Raw genomic sequence first — 15,606 nt, 5'->3', positions numbered from 1 at the left:
GCAGCATGACCGACACACTCGACCTGGATCGCGCCGTCGCCGCACTGACGCAGGGCGGCGTGATCGCCTACCCGACCGAAGCGGTGTGGGGACTGGGATGCGACCCGCGCCAGCGAGCGGCCGTGATGCGGCTGCTGGAGATCAAGCGGCGCCCGGTGGAGAAGGGCGTGATCGTAGTGGCGTCGAGCGTGGACGTACTACGCGACTGGGTCGACATCGACGCACTGGAGCCGGCACGCCGGCAGGACGTGCTGACCAGCTGGCCCGGCCCGCACACCTGGATCCTGCCGATCACCGACCGGGCGCCGCGCTGGGTCACCGGCGAGCATGACGGGCTGGCGGTACGCATCAGCGCGCATCCTGTGGTGGCGGCCCTGTGCGGGGCCTGGGGGGCGCCGCTGGTGTCGACCAGCGCCAACCTGGCCGGCGAGCCGCCAGCGCGTAGCCGCGCCGCCCTGGATCCGGCGTTGCTGGCGACGATCGACGGCGTGGTGGATGGCGAGACCGGCGCCCTGGCGCAGCCGACCCAGATCCGCGACGCACGCAGCGGGCAGATCCTGCGCGACTGAGTACGGCGGAGAAACGACCGCGCAGTCATCAGGCGAGCGCGGCCGGTCCATCGGTTCGTCTGTCCCATGCCGAATGTTCCGGGCGGTCGCCCTTGTCGGCCTACCTGGCGACTGCCCGCCCCTTCGGCAGCAGGCCGCAGCCATCTGGCGCGTCGTCGCCTCGACCCTGCACACCGTTCAGCCGCTCCCCCTTTGCGACGGCCGCACAGACGCGCACACTGCGGCCATGCGCATCGTCCTGACTGTTCTGCTGCTCGCCGCGGCGCTGCCTGCGTCGGCCGCCACCGCCGCGAGCAAACCCGACCCGAATGTGCGGGTCTATCGCTGCGTGAGCAGCACCGGCACCGTCGCCCTGCAGGATGCGCCTTGCAGCAGCGGTCGCCAGCAGGTGCTGGATCTGCAACGGCCGCAAGACCCACCACCGCGTCCGGCCCGCGTGGAGCCGGCACCGGTCGTCGCAGCGCCCACGCATGAGGTCCGTATCGTCACCGTACAACCGCCACAGCCAATGTACGAGTGCACCACCGAAGACGGCAACCGCTACACGAGCGACAGCCCGGAAGGCAATCCGCGCTGGGTGCCGACCTGGGGCCCCGCCTATGTGGGCAATACCATTGCCCCCCCGGTCGGCGGCGGTGGCGGTATCCAGCGCCCCCCGATCTCGGTGAACCCGCGTCCGGCGATCTCGGTGCAGGGCGGCTCCGGACGAGGAAACATCCGCGGCAACGCAAGCTTCGGCGTAGATAGCTACCAAGGCGGCTATCAGGGCGGTTACAACGGTGGCCGATACGGCGGCACGGTCATCGTGCCTTACGGCAACGTGCAGATCCGCGACGAATGCCACGCCCTGCCCGCACAGGAAGTCTGCGCGCGGCTCGCCGACCGCCGTTGGGAGCTGATCCGCCGCTACAACAGCGCGCTGCAGAGCGAGCGCGAAGATCTCAGCCGCGAACAGCGCGGTATCGAGGCGCGCCAGCAACGCGACTGTGGCGGCGCATGAGGCGCTGGCCGCTGTTGGGCGCAATGACGCTCGGCATGATGGCGCTCGGTTCGCTGGCCGGCGCGCAGGAAGTGGCCATCTATCGCTGTACCGATGCGGCTGGCGCACTGACGGTGCAGAACATGCCGTGCCCGAAGGGCATGCAACAACAGAAGAAGCTGATGACCGCACCGGCAGCGGTGCCATTCGCGCCAGGCGGCGCGACCAACCCATCGCCTCCACATGCGATGCCAGCGGCCCAACCACGGGCTACCGCGCAGGCGGCTGCCTCGGCGCCCGTTGCACCGGCTACGCCCGCCGCACCGCCAGCACCGACGGTCACCTCGACGTCGACCCTGCCACCGCCGCCACTGTTCGAGTGCACCGCACACGACAACGGGCGTTACTTCACCGAAGACCGCGAACCGGCCACGCGCTGCCTGCCGATGCAGACCACCAACCTGGCCGGCGGGCCGGCCACTGGGGGCGGCAGCGCCTGCGAGGTGGTCACCGACCGCTGCGCGCCGGTGCCGGACCAGAGCCTGTGCGAGGCCTGGCGCAAACGCGCCGAGCAGGCCGAATCCACCTGGCGCTTCTCCGATGAAGCGCAGTCGGCCGAACGCAAGCAACGCTATGAGCAGATGCGCCGGGTTCTCGACGAGAGCCGTTGCGCCAATCCAGCCGCCATACCCTGAACACCCCTGTCGCGTCATTGAGCCAACGGGTCTGGACGGCGGGCGAGCAATCGCCATTTGCTGAAAGAAGAGGCGTGCAGAACCGGCGTGTGCATGAACATGCCGGCTCTGCGTCCATGCGCGTCCAATCGGAACCAGGCGGTATTTGTTGCCTGCGCTAGAACCCGTAGCGCAAGAAGCCGCCGTCCACCGCGATGCATTCGCCGGTGATGTAACTGGCGGCTGGCAGGCACAAAAAACCCACTGCGGCGGCCACTTCTTCCGGTTCGCCAATGCGGCGCATCGGGGTGCGTTCGATCACCTGCTCGTAGTAATCCGGATCGGACAACGGCCCGGAGGTGCGGCGGGTGCGGATATACCACGGCGCCACCGCATTGACGCGGATGCCGTCTTCGGCCCACTCCACCGCCAGGTTGCGCGTCATCTGCTGCAACGCCGCCTTGGTCATGCCGTACGGCGCGCCGCTACGTACATGGGTGATGCCCGAGACGCTGCCGACGTTCACGATTGCCGACGCAGCATGTTGCGTCAGCAACGGATGCGCATAACGCGACAATTCAAATGCGGAAAACACGTTGGTTTCGAAGATGCCGCGCCACTGGTCTTCGGTGTAATCGATTGCGGCGCGGGTAATGTTGCCGCCGGCGTTGTTGATCAGCAGATGCAGGCCATCGGCATGGTCTTCCACCCAATCCAGGATGGCGCGGCGCTCTTCATCGTCGGAGACATCGGCGGCCAGCCCATGCAGCTCGCGCTCGGGAAACTCGTCGGCAAGCTCATCGCGCGCCTGCGCCAGGGCATCGGCATCGCGTGCCACCATCAGCAGGTCGGCACCGAAGCCGAGCAGTTCGCGCGCGATGGCCAGGCCGATGCCGGCACTGGCGCCGGTGATGAGGGCGGTCTGTCCATCCAGCCGCCAACGGTGCGTTGTCACGTGGGTGATCCTCTTCAAAAGCGCAGGAAACGGCCGCTGCAACGCAGTTGACGCGCATGCGTGGCCCGGGCGTTAGAGCATGTTATGCACCTTGAGATGAGATGCGTTGGCCGTCAGCGGTGCGGAGCGGGTGCCGCGTAGCGCCGGCTTGGCTGGCGCCAAGGCAAGCTGCGCGGCGCCCGCGCCGTGCCGCTGACGGCCAACCCTCCGGAAAGCACTCACCTCAAAGTACATAACACGTTCTAGGATAACGCCACCCCAGGTGAGGTCACGACGATGAAGATGCATTGGATGCTTGCGGTTGGTCTGGCGTTGTCGCTTGGCGCCTGTCAGCGGCCGCAGCCCGCGCCCACCGATCAGAAGCCCGACCCGCAGGCCACCGCCTTGCGCGACCACATCCAGCAACCGTTGAACAAGGCGCACGCGGTGCAGGCCGCAACCGACCAGGCGGCCGACGATCAGCGCAAGGCGATCGATGCCGCCACGCAGTAGCGGAACCTCGGCAATCTGCTGGCGTCGCGTCCTCAAGCGTCTGCGTTTGTATTTAGCCGGCTGCCACCACAGGACGACTTGGTGCACCAAGCAGCACGTGCATGCAGAAGCGCACGTGGACCGCGCACCAATGTGCAAATACCTGTGCGAACGGCGGCCAAACCTGCAAAGGCGTTCACCGCAATATGCGTCATAGCTAGTTGCTGATTAGCTGATAGCTGATAGCTTGAACGCTAGACGATTGAATCATGCGTCCTGCCATCTGCTTCGTTCGTTTGTGCGTTCAAAACGCCGCATCTCCCGACTTTAGAAACAACAACGCCGGCACATGGCCGGCGTTGTCGATGCATCACTCGCTCACTGAGCGCAACGCGTCAGAACCCGCAGAAGCAATAGGCCAGCGACTTGACCGGCGTGCCGCCTGCCTTGCTGTCGTGCACGGCGCTTTCGACAAAGCGCAGTTGGCTGTCCACTTCCGGCAACGAGCGGGCCAGCAGCGCGCGCGCCATGCCCGAGTCGCTCAGCATCCAGGCACCCATGCGGCTGCCGGCAAACCCGCTCATGAACTGCGAGAACGGCGTGGCCGGCTTTTCCACATAGCGCACGCGGAACTTGCCGCGGCTCAGCTTGGCGCGGTCGGCCGCATCGACCACCGCTTCCTGCATGCCGCCGAACGCATCCACCAATCCACGCTCCTTGGCCTGCGCACCGCTCCACACACGGCCACGCGCAACCTTGTCGATCGCGTCCACCGACTGGTGACGCGCCTGCGCCACCTTGCCGGTGAAGTCGGCGTAGCCCTTGTTGATCACCGCCTGGATGACCTGGCCGGCAGCCGGATCCAGCGGACGGGTGATGTCGAACGCACCGGCGAACCGCGTGGTGGCCACGCCGTCGGTGTGCACGCCGATCTTGTCCAGCGCACGGGTCAGATTCGGCACCATGCCGAAGATGCCGATGGAGCCGCTGATGGTCGACGGGTCGGCGTAGATGCGATCGGCATTCATGCTGATCCAGTAACCGCCGGAAGCGGCAAGATCGCCCATCGACACCACCACCGGCTTGCCGGCCTGCTTGAGCGCAACCACTTCGCGGCGGATCTGCTCGGAGGCGAAGACTTCGCCACCGGGCGAATCCACGCGCAGCACCACCGCCTTCACGTCATCGTCGTCGCGCGACTGGCGCAGCAGCGCCGCCGTGGACTCGCCACCGATGCGCCCGGCCGGCTGTTCGCCACCGCTGATCTCGCCCGCCGCCACGACCACCGCCACCTGCGGGCGACTGTCCATGGGCGAACGCTGCGCCTGCAGCTGGCTCAGATAATCGTTGAACCCGATATTGCGGAAACCGCTGTCGGCATCGCTGTCGGCGACGCCGCGCTGGACCAGCAGCGCATCGACTTCCTCGCGCGTCTTGAGCCCGTCCACCAGCTTCTGTTGCAGCGCGAACTTGGCCAGGTCGCCACCGGCGGCGGCCACGCCTTCGGGCAGCGTGTCGATACCGGCAGCCAGCTGCGCCGGGCTCAGCTTGCGTGCGGTGCCCACGTCGGCCAGGTAGCGCCGCCACACATCGTTCATCCAGAACAGATCCGCTTCCTTGGCATCGGCCGAGGCCGCGTCCAGGATGTACGGCTCGGCTGCAGACTTGTACTCGCCAACGCGGAACAGATGCACGTCCACGCCGAGCTTGTCCTGCAGGCCTTCGCGGAAGTACTGGCGATAGCGGCCAAGGCCTTCCAGCAGCACGCTGCCCATCGGGTCCAGATACACCTCGTTGGCCTGTGCGGCGAGCAGGTACTGGCCCTGGCTCATGCTCTCGCTGAAGGCCACGATCTGCTTGCCGGAGGCGCGCAACTTCTGCAATGCGGCGGCCACTTCGCGCTGGGAAGCGAATCCGGACGGTTGCAACTTGTCCAGGTTCAACAGCACGCGCTCGATCTTGCGGTCCTTGCCGGCCGCTTCGATCACGCGCACCAGGTCGCGCAGTTGCACTTCTTCGGCACTCTTGTCGCCGACCGCCTTGGCCAGCGACCGGCTGACCGGGTCGGCACTGAATTGTTCGACCAGCGTGCCTTCCGGGTTGATCACCAGGGTAGTGCGCTCGGCCAGCGGCTTGGTGCCATCACCACGCGCGAGCGCCACCACGAACACCAGCAGCAGCAAAAACAGGAAACCGAAGAACACCAGGTTGAAAATCAGGCGCCGGGTGAAATTCATCACATCCCACAGGCCGACGAAGAAGCTGGCGATGGGATTGCGACGCACGGGGTGGTTCATGGAAAGCTCCGTCGAAAGACGCTGCATACAGATCGATGGCGCCCAGCATACCGGCTGCGCAGCGCGCGCGGGATGCGCTGGAAGTCAGGGTGTCACGGTGGCGGTCAGCCGCCGGCTGGTCTGGCGAAAGCGCAGCCCCATCAGGATCGACGCCACCGTCAGGCCCAGGATCAGGCCCACCCACATGCCCTTTGGTCCCCAGCCCAGCCCCAGGCCGAGCCCGGCGCCGATCGGCATGCCCACGCCCCAGTACGAAAACATCGCCAAGAACATCGGCACGCGGGTGTCCTTGAGCCCGCGCAGCGCGCCGGCCGACAGCACCTGGATGCCGTCGGGAAACTGGAACGTGGCGGCAAACAGCAGCAACACCGAGGCCAGCGCGGCCACGGCCACGTCGTCGGTATAGACGCCGACGATGGCATCGTGGCCCAGCAGCAGCGCGCTGGCCGATAGCGCTTGCGTGCCCAGCACGATGGCATAGCCGGCCCAGGCTGCGCGCCGCATCGCCTGCGGGTCGCCGCGGCCCACTGCGTGGCCCACGCGCACGGTGGTGGCCTCGGCCACGCCCATCGGGATCATGAAACACAGCTGCGCGACGTTGATCGCAATCTGGTGCGCGGCCGCTTCGGTGGAGCCCAGCCGGCCGATCAACAGCGCGGTGACGATGAACAACCCGCCTTCCATCAAAACCGTAATGCCGATCGGCAAGCCGGTGCGTAGCAACTCGCCGATGGCGCGCCAGCGCGGCCCTTCCAGGTGGGCGAACAATTGCAGATGCGCAAACCGTCGCGCGCGCCACAAATACAGCGCGAACACGCTCGCCTGCATCCACATGGTGATGGCCGAGGCCATGCCCAGCCCTTCGGCACCGTGCTCGGCGAAACCGAACTTGCCATAAGTCAGCGCATAGCCCACCGGTGCCAGGACCAGCAAGCCGCCAAAGCCCAGCAGCATGGTCGGCAGCGTCCAGTGCATGCCCTCGCTGAGGTAGCGCATGCAGAAGTAGAACGTCAGCGCCGGCACGCCCCAGCGGACCGCGTGCAAGAACGCGGTGGCACCGGGCACGATGTCCGGCGCAATCCCGAAGGTGGGCAGCAACGGCGGCACCACGCTCAGGAACACGAACATCAGCGCACTCAGCCCCAGCGACAGCCACAACGCCTGTCGGAACAGCGGCCCGATCTCGCGCTCGCGGCCGGCGCCGAGCAATTGCGAGACCGAGGCGGTCAACGAAATCAAGGTGCCGATCGGCACCAGCATCGGCAGCCACAGCAGCGAAGTGCCGATGGTGACTGCAGCCAGCGTGGCGGTGCCGTGGTGGCCGGCGATGACGTTGTCGACAAAACCGATCAGGCCGGTGGAAACGTGGCCGAGCACCAGCGGCAATGCAAGCAGGCCGGTGGTGCGCACTTCCGAGGCGAAGCCTGGCGTCGCGGACGGGGGTGCAGAAGAAACAGACATGACAACCGATCGCTGCGCGGACTACGGCCGTGCCGGGAGGCGCTGGCACCGGGTCGCGCGGGCCGGCTATCTTACGCCTACTTTCCGACTGCGGCCTTGCCGCGCAGCTGGGTAGAGCCCGCTGCGCGACTGCGCGCGCGGGCAAAAACGCGAAGGCTGCTGCAACCGGGCCGGCGCGGGATACCGTTGCACGCGTGCGCCAAACGCCGGTCTTTCGGGATCAGGTCGACGGCAACGCGCCTTCCCCGACTCGCCAACCGGACCTGGCTCATGTCACCGCATTCGACCGCGCACCATCCCACGGCCTGCGAAAATTGTGCGACTGCCTTGCATGGGGCGTACTGCCACGCCTGCGGGCAAAGCGCGCACAACCCGGTGCGCAGCGTCGCCCATGCAGTGGAAGAAGTCTTCGAATCGTTCTGGCATCTGGATGGGCGCATTTTCCGCACCCTGCGCGACCTGCTGGTGCCCGGACGCGTGGCGCAGCGCTTCCTGGGCGGCCAACGCGTGCGCTACGTGGCGCCGATGCGGCTGTTCCTGGTACTGAGCCTGTTGACGTTCTTCATTGCGCGCATCGCCGTGCATGCGTCCGACGCAGACAGCGATATCGCACCGGCGCCCGGCACCAGCCAGACCGCGGTTCCCAAGGATTTCGCACACGCACGCCGGCGCAGGTAGAAGCGGTACGCAAGCAATTGGTCGACACGCTGACGCAGACACGCGCGGCGGTGCCGACCGGCATCGCACGCGACAGCCTGGACGCCGGCATCGCGCGTGCCAACGCGCAAGCGCAACGCCGTCTGACGCAGTTGCAGGCCGACGCGCGTCCGACCAGCGCCGTACCCATCGCAGAGGCAAACAGCGACAGCACGTTCTTTTCGGTGACGGGCAAGCCGTGGGACCCGGTGAGCAACCCACTGCACTATGCGGCGCTACCGCAGTTCGCCAACCGCTGGATCAATACCCAACTTCGCCATATCCGCGACAACCTGCCGCGGCTGCGCAGCGATCCGCAGCTGCTCTACAACGCGTTCTTCGCAGCGGTACCGTCTGCACTGCTGGTGCTGGTGCCATTGTTTGCGCTGCTGTTGCGGGTGTTCTACGTGCGCAGCGGGCAGGTGTATCTGGAGCATCTGGTGGTGGCGCTGTACAGCCACGCCTTCCTGTGCCTGAACCTGCTGACGCAGCTGCTGTTGTCGCTGCTCAGCGATGCGCTGGCGCACGTCGCCAGCCCGATCACCTGGAGTATCGGACTTGCGCAGTTCGGGCTGACGGCCTGGATGCCGGTGTACCTGCTCTGGATGCAGCGGCGCGTGTACGCGCAGTCCTGGCCGGTCACCGTGCTCAAGTACCTCGGCCTGAGCGGGGTGTATCTGGTGTTGGTGACGGTGGCCGCGGCGCTATTGATGGTGGCGAGTCTGGCGCGTCTTTGACGCGACGAATCTGCGCAGACGGTTGCGCGAAAACGCCCGCATAGCAGCGCGAGGCAGCGATGCCGGGCTTGGAGGTGGGGCGTCTGGAGCGGCAGTGTGCAAACAGGCTCCCGCTTGAACCGATGTGACCGGCGAAACGCTAAAAAGCATTGCGCGCGCTGACGGCGCCGAACCGGTGGCGCGAGCGATCAACGCGCCAGTTGGCGCTTTAACCAGGTGCTGCGCGTGGCCGGCGCTTCGGCCAGGAAGGCCACGCGCAAGCCGTCGCGTTCCTGGGGCGGGGTGCGCTGCGCCAGCACTGCCAGTTGCTCCAGCTGACCGGCGTCCAGGCTGCGCAGCGCGGCCAGCATGGCCTCGCGCTGGGCAGGCGGCACGTAGCCGATCAACGGCTGCAACTGGGCATAGAACGCCCCTACCTGCGAGCCCAGGCGCCAGCCATCGCGATGCAGGCGATCCATCGCGCCGAACTGGGTGCGCAACGCGCGTTGCTGATCCTCGGGCAAGGCTTGCAGCCGCTCGCGTGCCTGGCGCAACACCACCCGGTCGGTAGCAGTCAGACCCTTCCAGGCAGCGTAGCGGGCGCGCAGCTCGGCTTGCTGCGCAGGCGTCATCGCCGCCCAGCGCGCGACCTGCTGCGCGGCGCTGGGCGATGTACCCGGCGCTGCGGCAGCGGACGTGGACGCGGCCGGCGCAGCGGCGGATTCTTCCAGCGGCGTCGGCAAGCGCTGCGCGCCGGCGACGGCGGCAATCGCGCAAAGCAGCAGGCCGCACCATTTAGTTGGTTTCATCATCGACCGTCTCCAGAGGGGCGGAAGGCTGCTCGGCCGCGGTGGCATGCGCACCGGATTCATCAACCGGCACCGGGTGGCCGGCGGCATACCAGGCATAGAAGTCCGCAGCGCGGGCCAGCTCCAGATCCGGGTCGGCCAGCATCGCCTGGTCGCGTGGATCCAGGCCCGGGGCGGCCACGGCATCCGGCAGGTCGGCCGCCGGGAGTTCTTCCACCAGTACCGGTGCCGCGTCGGTCACGTGCAGCACGCCGGCAGGCGCCTGCGAAACGGGCTCGGGAGGAAGCGCGGGCCGGCGGTGGGTCCACCACCAGCCCAGTACTGCCAGCAGCAGTGCCACCGCCAGCACGCCCAGTGCCACGCCGGCGTGGCGGCGCTCCAGCTGGGGCCACTGCCATTGCCGCCGGGCCCGCGCGCGCGCGGCGGCTGGACGACGCGGCGCCGGTGCCGGCTCGGCCGGCGCGGCAGCCTGCAGCGGCATTCCGGCCAGGGCCGAATCGCGGAGTTGGCCCAGCCGGGCCAACTGGGCCGGGCTCAGGTCGCGCAGTTCCACTTGCGCCGCCTCGGCCAGGGCCCGCCAGGCCTGGGCATCCGGATTGCCTGCGGCGTCGCGCGGGCAGGCACGCGCCAGCAACTGCCGGTAGTCGGCCGTTTCGACGCCTTGCACCTCGCTGGCCACGCCTTCTTCCAGCCCGGCCACGATCCGCAGCAGCAGCGCCAGGCGGTCGGCAGTCTGCATCCGGCCCAAGGCGGTGAATGGGGGCAGCCACGTGCCCGGCATCGGCTCGCGCCGCAGCGGTGGCGCGGTGGCCAGCAGGCTCCAGAAGCGCATCGGCCAGCCTGCCATCGGCCGACCTGCCGCCTGGCTGCTGAAGGCGCGCAAGGCCGCTGCGAGGGCGCGCTCGGCGGCGGCCACATCGCCGCACTGCAATTGCGCGAGCACCAGCCCCCGGCGTTCCACACCCCGCAAGAAGGCAGATAGCGCGGCGGGGGTCACAGGGGCGTCGGGGACTACGGTCATGAGAACTCCAGCATCGGCCGGCATGATACCGACGCGATTGCCCCCCGCCGATGGCTTGACAGATCGGCTCGGCCCCGCTCCGGCTTCACATCGGCCGCGCCTGCCGCCGATGCGGGTTGTGCACAGCGGCAGACATACCGATACGCAGGCGTCTGTCAACTGTTGTTTTTTCTTTGTTGCAATCGTGTTTCACGCCTAAGTGATTGAAATTTATTGACTTATGGATGTTGGCTAAAAAATGTCCAAGAGGTTGCAGAGGCTAGTGAATCCATCGTCACAGCGTGGAGCACGAGACTAATTCACAGGTTTATCCACAGCCGGTGTGGATAAACCCGTTTCCTTAACCCTCACATAGGTTTACGTCGTATTTATCACTTCCGTCACAGAAACGCGGCCGCTGCCCCGGCGTGGATCTGGGCCGATTCGGGGTCGGCCGCCGGCCTCTGGACAGGGTGGGTAGACTGGTCGGATGTCTTCGACCGTCGCCACCCTGCGCGTCGCCTTGCCGGTGCCGCTGCCCCAGTTGTTCGACTATCTGCCTCCGGCCGATGCGGCGCTGACCGATCCGGCGCGGGTCGGCTGCCGGGTGCGGGTGCCGTTCGGGCCCCGCGAGCTGGTCGGGGTTGTGGTGGAGATCGGGCAACTGCCCGCGGCCGACGGCTTGCGCCCGGCACTGGCGTGGTGCGACCAGGCCCCGCTGCTGGTCGATGAACTGGCCCGCTCGCTGCACTGGCTGGCCCGCTACACCCACGCCCCGCTCGGCGAGGCCCAGGCCAGCGCCCTGCCCGGCCCGCTGCGGCGCGGCGAGCCGCTGGCCGATACCCACGCCTGGGCCTGGCAGCTGACCGAAGCCGGCCGCACCGGCTCCACCAGCCTGCGCGCAGGCAGCCGCCCCGCCCTGCTGGCAGCCCTGCTGCGCACCGGTGCGGTCGGCGAGGAGCAACTGGACCCGCTGCTGCCGCAGTGGCGCGAAGCCGCGCGCAGCCTGGCCAAGCGCGAGTACGCCGAGCGCGTGGCGGTGCCGGCCGACACGATTCCGCCACGCCCCGGCAACGGCCCGCCGCTCAACGACGAACAACAGGCCGCCACCGCCGCGATCCGCGCGCATAGCGGCTTTGCCACCTATCTGCTCGACGGCGTCACCGGCAGCGGCAAGACCGAGGTCTACCTGCAGGCGATCGCCGATTGCCTGGCCGCCGGCAAGCAGGCGCTGGTGCTGGTGCCCGAGATCGGGCTGACGCCGCAGACCCTGGGGCGTTTCCGTGCGCGCCTGGGCGTGCCGGTGCATGCGCTGCACTCGGGTCTGTCCGATGGCGAGCGCGCGCGGGTCTGGGCGGCGGCCTGGCGCGGTGAGGCACGGCTGATCGTCGGCACTCGCTCGGCGGTGTTCACCCCGCTGCCCAACGCCGGCCTGATCGTGATCGACGAAGAACACGACGGCAGCTACAAGCAGCAGGACGGCATCCGCTATCACGCGCGCGATTTCGCGCTGGTACGCGGCAAGGCGCTGGATGTGCCGGTGATCCTGGGCAGCGCCACGCCATCGCTGGAAAGCCTGCACAACGCCTACGCCGGTCGCTACCAGCATCTGCGCCTGTCGCAGCGCGCCGGCGAAGCGCGTCCGCCGCGCGTGCGCGTGCTCGACGTGCGCAAGCGCCCGCTCAAGGACGGCCTGTCGCCCGAGGTGCTGGCCGGTATCGGCACCACCCTGGCGCGTGGCGAACAGGTCCTGGTGTTCAAGAACCGCCGCGGCTATGCACCGGTGCTGCTGTGCCACGACTGCGGCTGGACCGCTGCCTGCCAGCGCTGCAGCACACCGCTGCACCAGACCCCGATGACCGTGCATGCAGGCGGCCGGCGCCTGCAGTGCCACCATTGCGGCGCGCGCCAACCCGCACCGCTGGCCTGCCCGGCCTGCGCCAGCCTGGCGCTGCAGCCGCAGGGCATCGGCACCGAGCGGCTGGAAGAACGCCTGACCGAAGCGTTTCCGGATGTCCCGGTGGTGCGCATCGACCGCAGCACCACCCAGCGCCGCGACGTACTGGAAACCCAGCTCGCCCGGCTCGGCACCGAGGCCGGCATCCTGGTCGGCACGCAGATCCTGGCCAAGGGCCACGACCTGCCGCGGCTAACCATGGTCGTGGTGGTCGGCATCGACGAAGGCCTGTTCTCGGCCGACTTCCGCGCCGCCGAAAAACTGGCCCAGCAGTTGATCCAGGTGGCCGGACGCGCCGGCCGTGCCGACCGGCCGGGCGAAGTCTGGCTGCAGACCCATCACCCCGAACACCCGTTGCTGCAGACCCTGGTCAATGGCGGCTACCACGCCTTCGCCGACGCCGAACTGCAGCAGCGCGAGGCCGCGGGATTTCCGCCGTTCGCGCATCTGGCGCTGTTCCGCGCCGAGGCCAAGGACGTGGCCGCGGCCAACCAATTCCTGATGGCGGTGCGTGGCCTGACCACGGCAGACAGCACCGCACAATCGGCTGCCTTTGCCGCAGTGGAGTGCTACGGCCCGATGCCGGCACCGATGCCACGCCGCGCCGGTTTCCAGCGCACCCAGTTGCTGTTGTCCGCGCAACAGCGCTCGGCGCTGCATCGTCTGCTGGATGCGCAACTGCCTGCGATCTATGCGCTGCCGCAGGCGCGGCGCGTACGCTGGTCGCTGGATGTGGATCCGATCGATCTGTATTAGTGCGGGCGTATCGCACGCGGAGCAGCAGCTAGATCACCGTGTACCCAGCTTGCGTAGGAGCGCGCTTGCGCGATGGCGTTCCCGGGAATGCCCTCGCGCACCAGTGCGCTCCTACAGAAAACGCGGGCTATTTAGTCGCGCGATGTACAAGGCCCATGTCCTTGCAGCAACGTGTCGGGTCGGCAGCACGTGCGGCGCCTGCCATGGACCATGCTGGCCTGAGCGCAAACGCGAAACTCAAGTCAGCGCGGTCATCACCCCACGCTGGTACGCCGGCCGCACACGCAAGCGCGCGTACCACGCCTGCAGATGCGGCAATTCGGGCCGCTCGATCGGCATTTCGAACCACGCGTAGATGAAGCTGCCCAGCGGTATATCGCCCATCGCGAACCGTCCGCCGGACAGGTACGGCTGCTGCGCCAATGCCGCATCGGCACGTGCGAGCAACTCGCCCGACTGGGTCAACGCCGCAGCGATGCGTGCGTGATCGCGCTCGGCCTCCGGCGTGCGCACAACGCCCCAGAACAGGTCGCGAAACACACCGGCGAACGTGGAGGTGGTCCAATCCATCCAGCGGTCGCCCAGCGCGCGCTCGGCCGGTGCCTGCGGATACAGGGCCGGCGCATATTGCGCGGCTAGGTAGCGCACGATCGCATTGGACTCCCACAGCACCAGCGCACCATCCTGCAAGGTCGGCACCACGCCGTTCGGATTCAATGCGCGATAGGCCGGCGTGTCATTGCCGCCGAACGCACCGCCCACCTCGATCGAGCTGTAGGCCACCCCGGCTTCTTCGGCGCACCACAGCACCTTGCGCACATTGCTTGAATTGCGCCGGCCCCAGATCGTGATGGCGGGCATCGCTGCGGTGGGCACATTTGCGTCCTGCGTCATGCTCAGCCCCCTGCTGCAGGTTTGGCCGGCGCACGTGCCGGGCGCTTGGCAGCCGCCGGTTGCGCCGGTTTGCCGCGGCCACTCTTGGGCGTGTCGCGCACCCACAACGCCTGTTCGTCCTGCCTGATCTCGAACAAGCCGATCGCGCGCACCAGATCGCTGAGTTTGCGATAGCCATAGTTGCGTGGATCGAACGAGGCCTGGTTGGCCACCTGCTTGCCGACTGCACTCAGCAGCGCCCAGCCATCGTCTTCGCAGGCGCTGACGATCGAATTGCGCAGCATTTGGACCAGACGCGTATCGCGACGTAATGCGGTGGCGTCCTTGCGACCGGCAGCCGTCTCGCTGGCGGCTGCAGCTTGCTCGCCGAGCGCCTCGACATAGGTGAACTTGGAGCACGCATTGACGAACGGCGCCGGTGTCTTCTTTTCGCCGAAGCCATAGACCTTCATGCCGTCGGTCAGCAGGCGCATCACCAGCGGCGTGAAATCGGCATCGCTGGAGACGATCGCAAATCCATCCAGATTGCGCGCGTACAACAGGTCCATCGCATCGATCACCATTGCCATGTCCGAGGCGTTCTTGCCGGAACTGTAGGCAAATTGCTGGATCGGCCGGATCGCATAGTCGTGCAACGCCGCCTCCCAGCCTTTCAGGTGCGGGCTCTTCCAGTTGCCGTAGGCGCGGCGCACGTTGGCCACGCCGTAGCGCGCTACTTCGGCCAGCACCACGTCGATCTTGCCGGCCGGCGCATTGTCCGCATCGATCAACAGCGCGATGCGTTTGTCAGGGTTGTCGATCATGCTCATTGCTCCAGGGACTTCGCAGATTCGGTCTTGAAGTCGGTGTCGGTGTCGGTGTCGGTGTCCATCTCACTCTCCTCCACGTCGGTCTCGGCCGGCAATGTGTACTCGGTGCCATCGCGCAGCGTGAGCACGCCCGTACTCAGGATCTCGCGTTCTGCCCCGTCGCTGACCCAGGTAGCGTGCACGCGCCCGGTGCCGCGATCGCCTTCCACATCGAACACGAACTCGTCGCTACCCGGGGCCAGACTGGTGCGATACAGATCCACCTGCATGTCGCGGATGTGCCCGATATGTTCCTGCACCACGGCATCGGCCTGCAGCGCACTGCGCGCCTGATCGGCAAACAGCGACCAACCGATCGACATCAGCCAGATGAGCGCGCCGAGCACCAGCGTCCCGAACAGCACTACACACGTCGCCACGCCAATCAGCCCGATCGCCACACTGCTGAGCGGCTTCTTGACGCCCGCTGCCCGCGACGGTGCAGCGGGCGGCACAGACGACAACGGCGGCAACGGCGGCGGGAGCGACGACATGGGGTGGCCGGAAGCGGGAGATGCGACATG

13 protein-coding genes and 1 pseudogene are annotated in these 15,606 nt (G+C 67.5%); 6 read left to right on the top strand and 8 right to left on the bottom strand.

Annotated features, from left to right (window positions below; translation table 11 throughout):
- The first annotated feature begins 5 nt into the window (after positions 1-5).
- The 3 genes from tsaC (at position 6) to F7R02_RS05535 (ending at position 2,243) form a co-directional block, all read left to right on the top strand.
- Positions 6-569: an L-threonylcarbamoyladenylate synthase type 1 TsaC gene (gene tsaC / locus F7R02_RS05545; RefSeq protein ID WP_003484460.1), complete on the top strand. Its 564-nt coding sequence runs from the start codon at positions 6-8 to the stop codon at positions 567-569.
- Positions 570-795: 226 nt separating this feature from the next.
- Positions 796-1,569 carry a hypothetical protein gene (locus F7R02_RS05540; protein ID WP_078584250.1) on the top strand — a complete coding sequence of 258 codons (774 nt, stop codon included), beginning with the start codon at positions 796-798 and terminating at the stop codon, positions 1,567-1,569.
- A gap of 23 nt (positions 1,570-1,592) precedes the next feature.
- A complete protein-coding gene (locus F7R02_RS05535; RefSeq protein ID WP_087962461.1) occupies positions 1,593-2,243 on the top strand; it encodes a DUF4124 domain-containing protein in 651 nt (216 codons plus the stop codon).
- Between the two features lie 157 nt (positions 2,244-2,400).
- Here F7R02_RS05535 and F7R02_RS05530 read toward each other — a convergent pair whose 3' ends face one another.
- Complete coding sequence (locus tag F7R02_RS05530; protein ID WP_003484465.1) at positions 2,401-3,177, bottom strand: SDR family oxidoreductase; 777 nt, start codon at positions 3,175-3,177, stop codon at positions 2,401-2,403.
- Positions 3,178-3,453: 276 nt separating this feature from the next.
- On the opposite strand from F7R02_RS05530, the gene F7R02_RS05525 reads away from it, so the two are divergent.
- Positions 3,454-3,669 carry a hypothetical protein gene (locus tag F7R02_RS05525; RefSeq protein ID WP_003484467.1) on the top strand — a complete coding sequence of 72 codons (216 nt, stop codon included), beginning with the start codon at positions 3,454-3,456 and terminating at the stop codon, positions 3,667-3,669.
- A 374-nt stretch (positions 3,670-4,043) separates the two neighbouring features.
- Here F7R02_RS05525 and sppA read toward each other — a convergent pair whose 3' ends face one another.
- Positions 4,044-5,945: a signal peptide peptidase SppA gene (gene sppA / locus F7R02_RS05520; RefSeq protein WP_151210059.1), complete on the bottom strand. Its 1,902-nt coding sequence runs from the start codon at positions 5,943-5,945 to the stop codon at positions 4,044-4,046.
- 84 nt (positions 5,946-6,029) lie between these two features.
- Positions 6,030-7,406, bottom strand: a complete 1,377-nt coding sequence (locus tag F7R02_RS05515) for an MATE family efflux transporter (protein ID WP_033485535.1) — start codon at positions 7,404-7,406, stop codon at positions 6,030-6,032.
- Between the two features lie 186 nt (positions 7,407-7,592).
- On the opposite strand from F7R02_RS05515, the pseudogene F7R02_RS05510 reads away from it, so the two are divergent.
- A pseudogene (locus F7R02_RS05510) lies at positions 7,593-8,839 on the top strand (DUF3667 domain-containing protein).
- 188 nt (positions 8,840-9,027) lie between these two features.
- Here the strand turns inward: F7R02_RS05510 and F7R02_RS05505 are convergent.
- Together F7R02_RS05505 and F7R02_RS05500 are read right to left on the bottom strand one after the other, a co-directional pair.
- Entirely contained in the window at positions 9,028-9,630 is a 603-nt protein-coding gene (locus F7R02_RS05505) for a DUF3106 domain-containing protein (protein ID WP_033482395.1), read from the bottom strand.
- On the bottom strand, positions 9,614-10,648 hold the full coding sequence (locus F7R02_RS05500) for a hypothetical protein (RefSeq protein ID WP_033485537.1): 1,035 nt from the start codon (positions 10,646-10,648) through the stop codon (positions 9,614-9,616). Before F7R02_RS05500 ends, F7R02_RS05505 begins: the two co-directional genes overlap by 17 nt.
- A 469-nt stretch (positions 10,649-11,117) precedes the next feature.
- On the opposite strand from F7R02_RS05500, the gene F7R02_RS05495 reads away from it, so the two are divergent.
- A complete protein-coding gene (locus F7R02_RS05495; protein ID WP_151210057.1) occupies positions 11,118-13,340 on the top strand; it encodes a primosomal protein N' in 2,223 nt (740 codons plus the stop codon).
- Positions 13,341-13,577: 237 nt separating this feature from the next.
- Here F7R02_RS05495 and F7R02_RS05490 read toward each other — a convergent pair whose 3' ends face one another.
- Genes F7R02_RS05490 through F7R02_RS05480 form a run of 3 tightly spaced genes read right to left on the bottom strand, consistent with a single transcriptional unit; the run spans position 13,578 to position 15,576 of the window.
- Positions 13,578-14,201, bottom strand: a complete 624-nt coding sequence (locus tag F7R02_RS05490; RefSeq protein WP_276526725.1) for a glutathione S-transferase family protein — start codon at positions 14,199-14,201, stop codon at positions 13,578-13,580.
- A 35-nt stretch (positions 14,202-14,236) separates the two neighbouring features.
- The gene (locus tag F7R02_RS05485; RefSeq protein WP_139370889.1) at positions 14,237-15,043 is read right to left on the bottom strand and encodes an NYN domain-containing protein; all 807 of its coding nucleotides are present in this window, start codon (positions 15,041-15,043) and stop codon (positions 14,237-14,239) included.
- Complete coding sequence (locus tag F7R02_RS05480; RefSeq protein WP_078589533.1) at positions 15,040-15,576, bottom strand: hypothetical protein; 537 nt, start codon at positions 15,574-15,576, stop codon at positions 15,040-15,042. The genes F7R02_RS05485 and F7R02_RS05480 overlap by 4 nt, the downstream gene beginning before the upstream one ends.
- Positions 15,577-15,606 lie beyond the last annotated feature (30 nt).

It is taken from the genome of Xanthomonas cissicola, from assembly GCF_008801575.1.
Lineage (GTDB): Bacteria > Pseudomonadota > Gammaproteobacteria > Xanthomonadales > Xanthomonadaceae > Xanthomonas > Xanthomonas cissicola.
The sequence above is the reverse complement of the archived record's forward strand: the minus strand, read 5'-3'. Positions and strand labels throughout refer to the sequence as shown.

Bases quoted from the DNA above. Each gene is read 5' to 3' on its own strand.
- tsaC (WP_003484460.1), top strand. From the start codon at position 6: ATGACCGACACACTCGACCTGGATCGCGCCGTCGCCGCACTGACGCAG.
- F7R02_RS05540 (WP_078584250.1), top strand. From the start codon at position 796: ATGCGCATCGTCCTGACTGTTCTGCTGCTCGCCGCGGCGCTGCCTGCG.
- F7R02_RS05535 (WP_087962461.1), top strand. From the start codon at position 1,593: ATGACGCTCGGCATGATGGCGCTCGGTTCGCTGGCCGGCGCGCAGGAA.
- F7R02_RS05525 (WP_003484467.1), top strand. From the start codon at position 3,454: ATGAAGATGCATTGGATGCTTGCGGTTGGTCTGGCGTTGTCGCTTGGC.
- sppA (WP_151210059.1), bottom strand. From the start codon at position 5,945: ATGAACCACCCCGTGCGTCGCAATCCCATCGCCAGCTTCTTCGTCGGC.
- F7R02_RS05515 (WP_033485535.1), bottom strand. From the start codon at position 7,406: ATGTCTGTTTCTTCTGCACCCCCGTCCGCGACGCCAGGCTTCGCCTCG.
- F7R02_RS05505 (WP_033482395.1), bottom strand. From the start codon at position 9,630: ATGATGAAACCAACTAAATGGTGCGGCCTGCTGCTTTGCGCGATTGCC.
- F7R02_RS05500 (WP_033485537.1), bottom strand. From the start codon at position 10,648: ATGACCGTAGTCCCCGACGCCCCTGTGACCCCCGCCGCGCTATCTGCC.
- F7R02_RS05495 (WP_151210057.1), top strand. From the start codon at position 11,118: ATGTCTTCGACCGTCGCCACCCTGCGCGTCGCCTTGCCGGTGCCGCTG.
- F7R02_RS05490 (WP_276526725.1), bottom strand. From the start codon at position 14,201: ATGCCCGCCATCACGATCTGGGGCCGGCGCAATTCAAGCAATGTGCGC.
- F7R02_RS05485 (WP_139370889.1), bottom strand. From the start codon at position 15,043: ATGAGCATGATCGACAACCCTGACAAACGCATCGCGCTGTTGATCGAT.
- F7R02_RS05480 (WP_078589533.1), bottom strand. From the start codon at position 15,576: ATGTCGTCGCTCCCGCCGCCGTTGCCGCCGTTGTCGTCTGTGCCGCCC.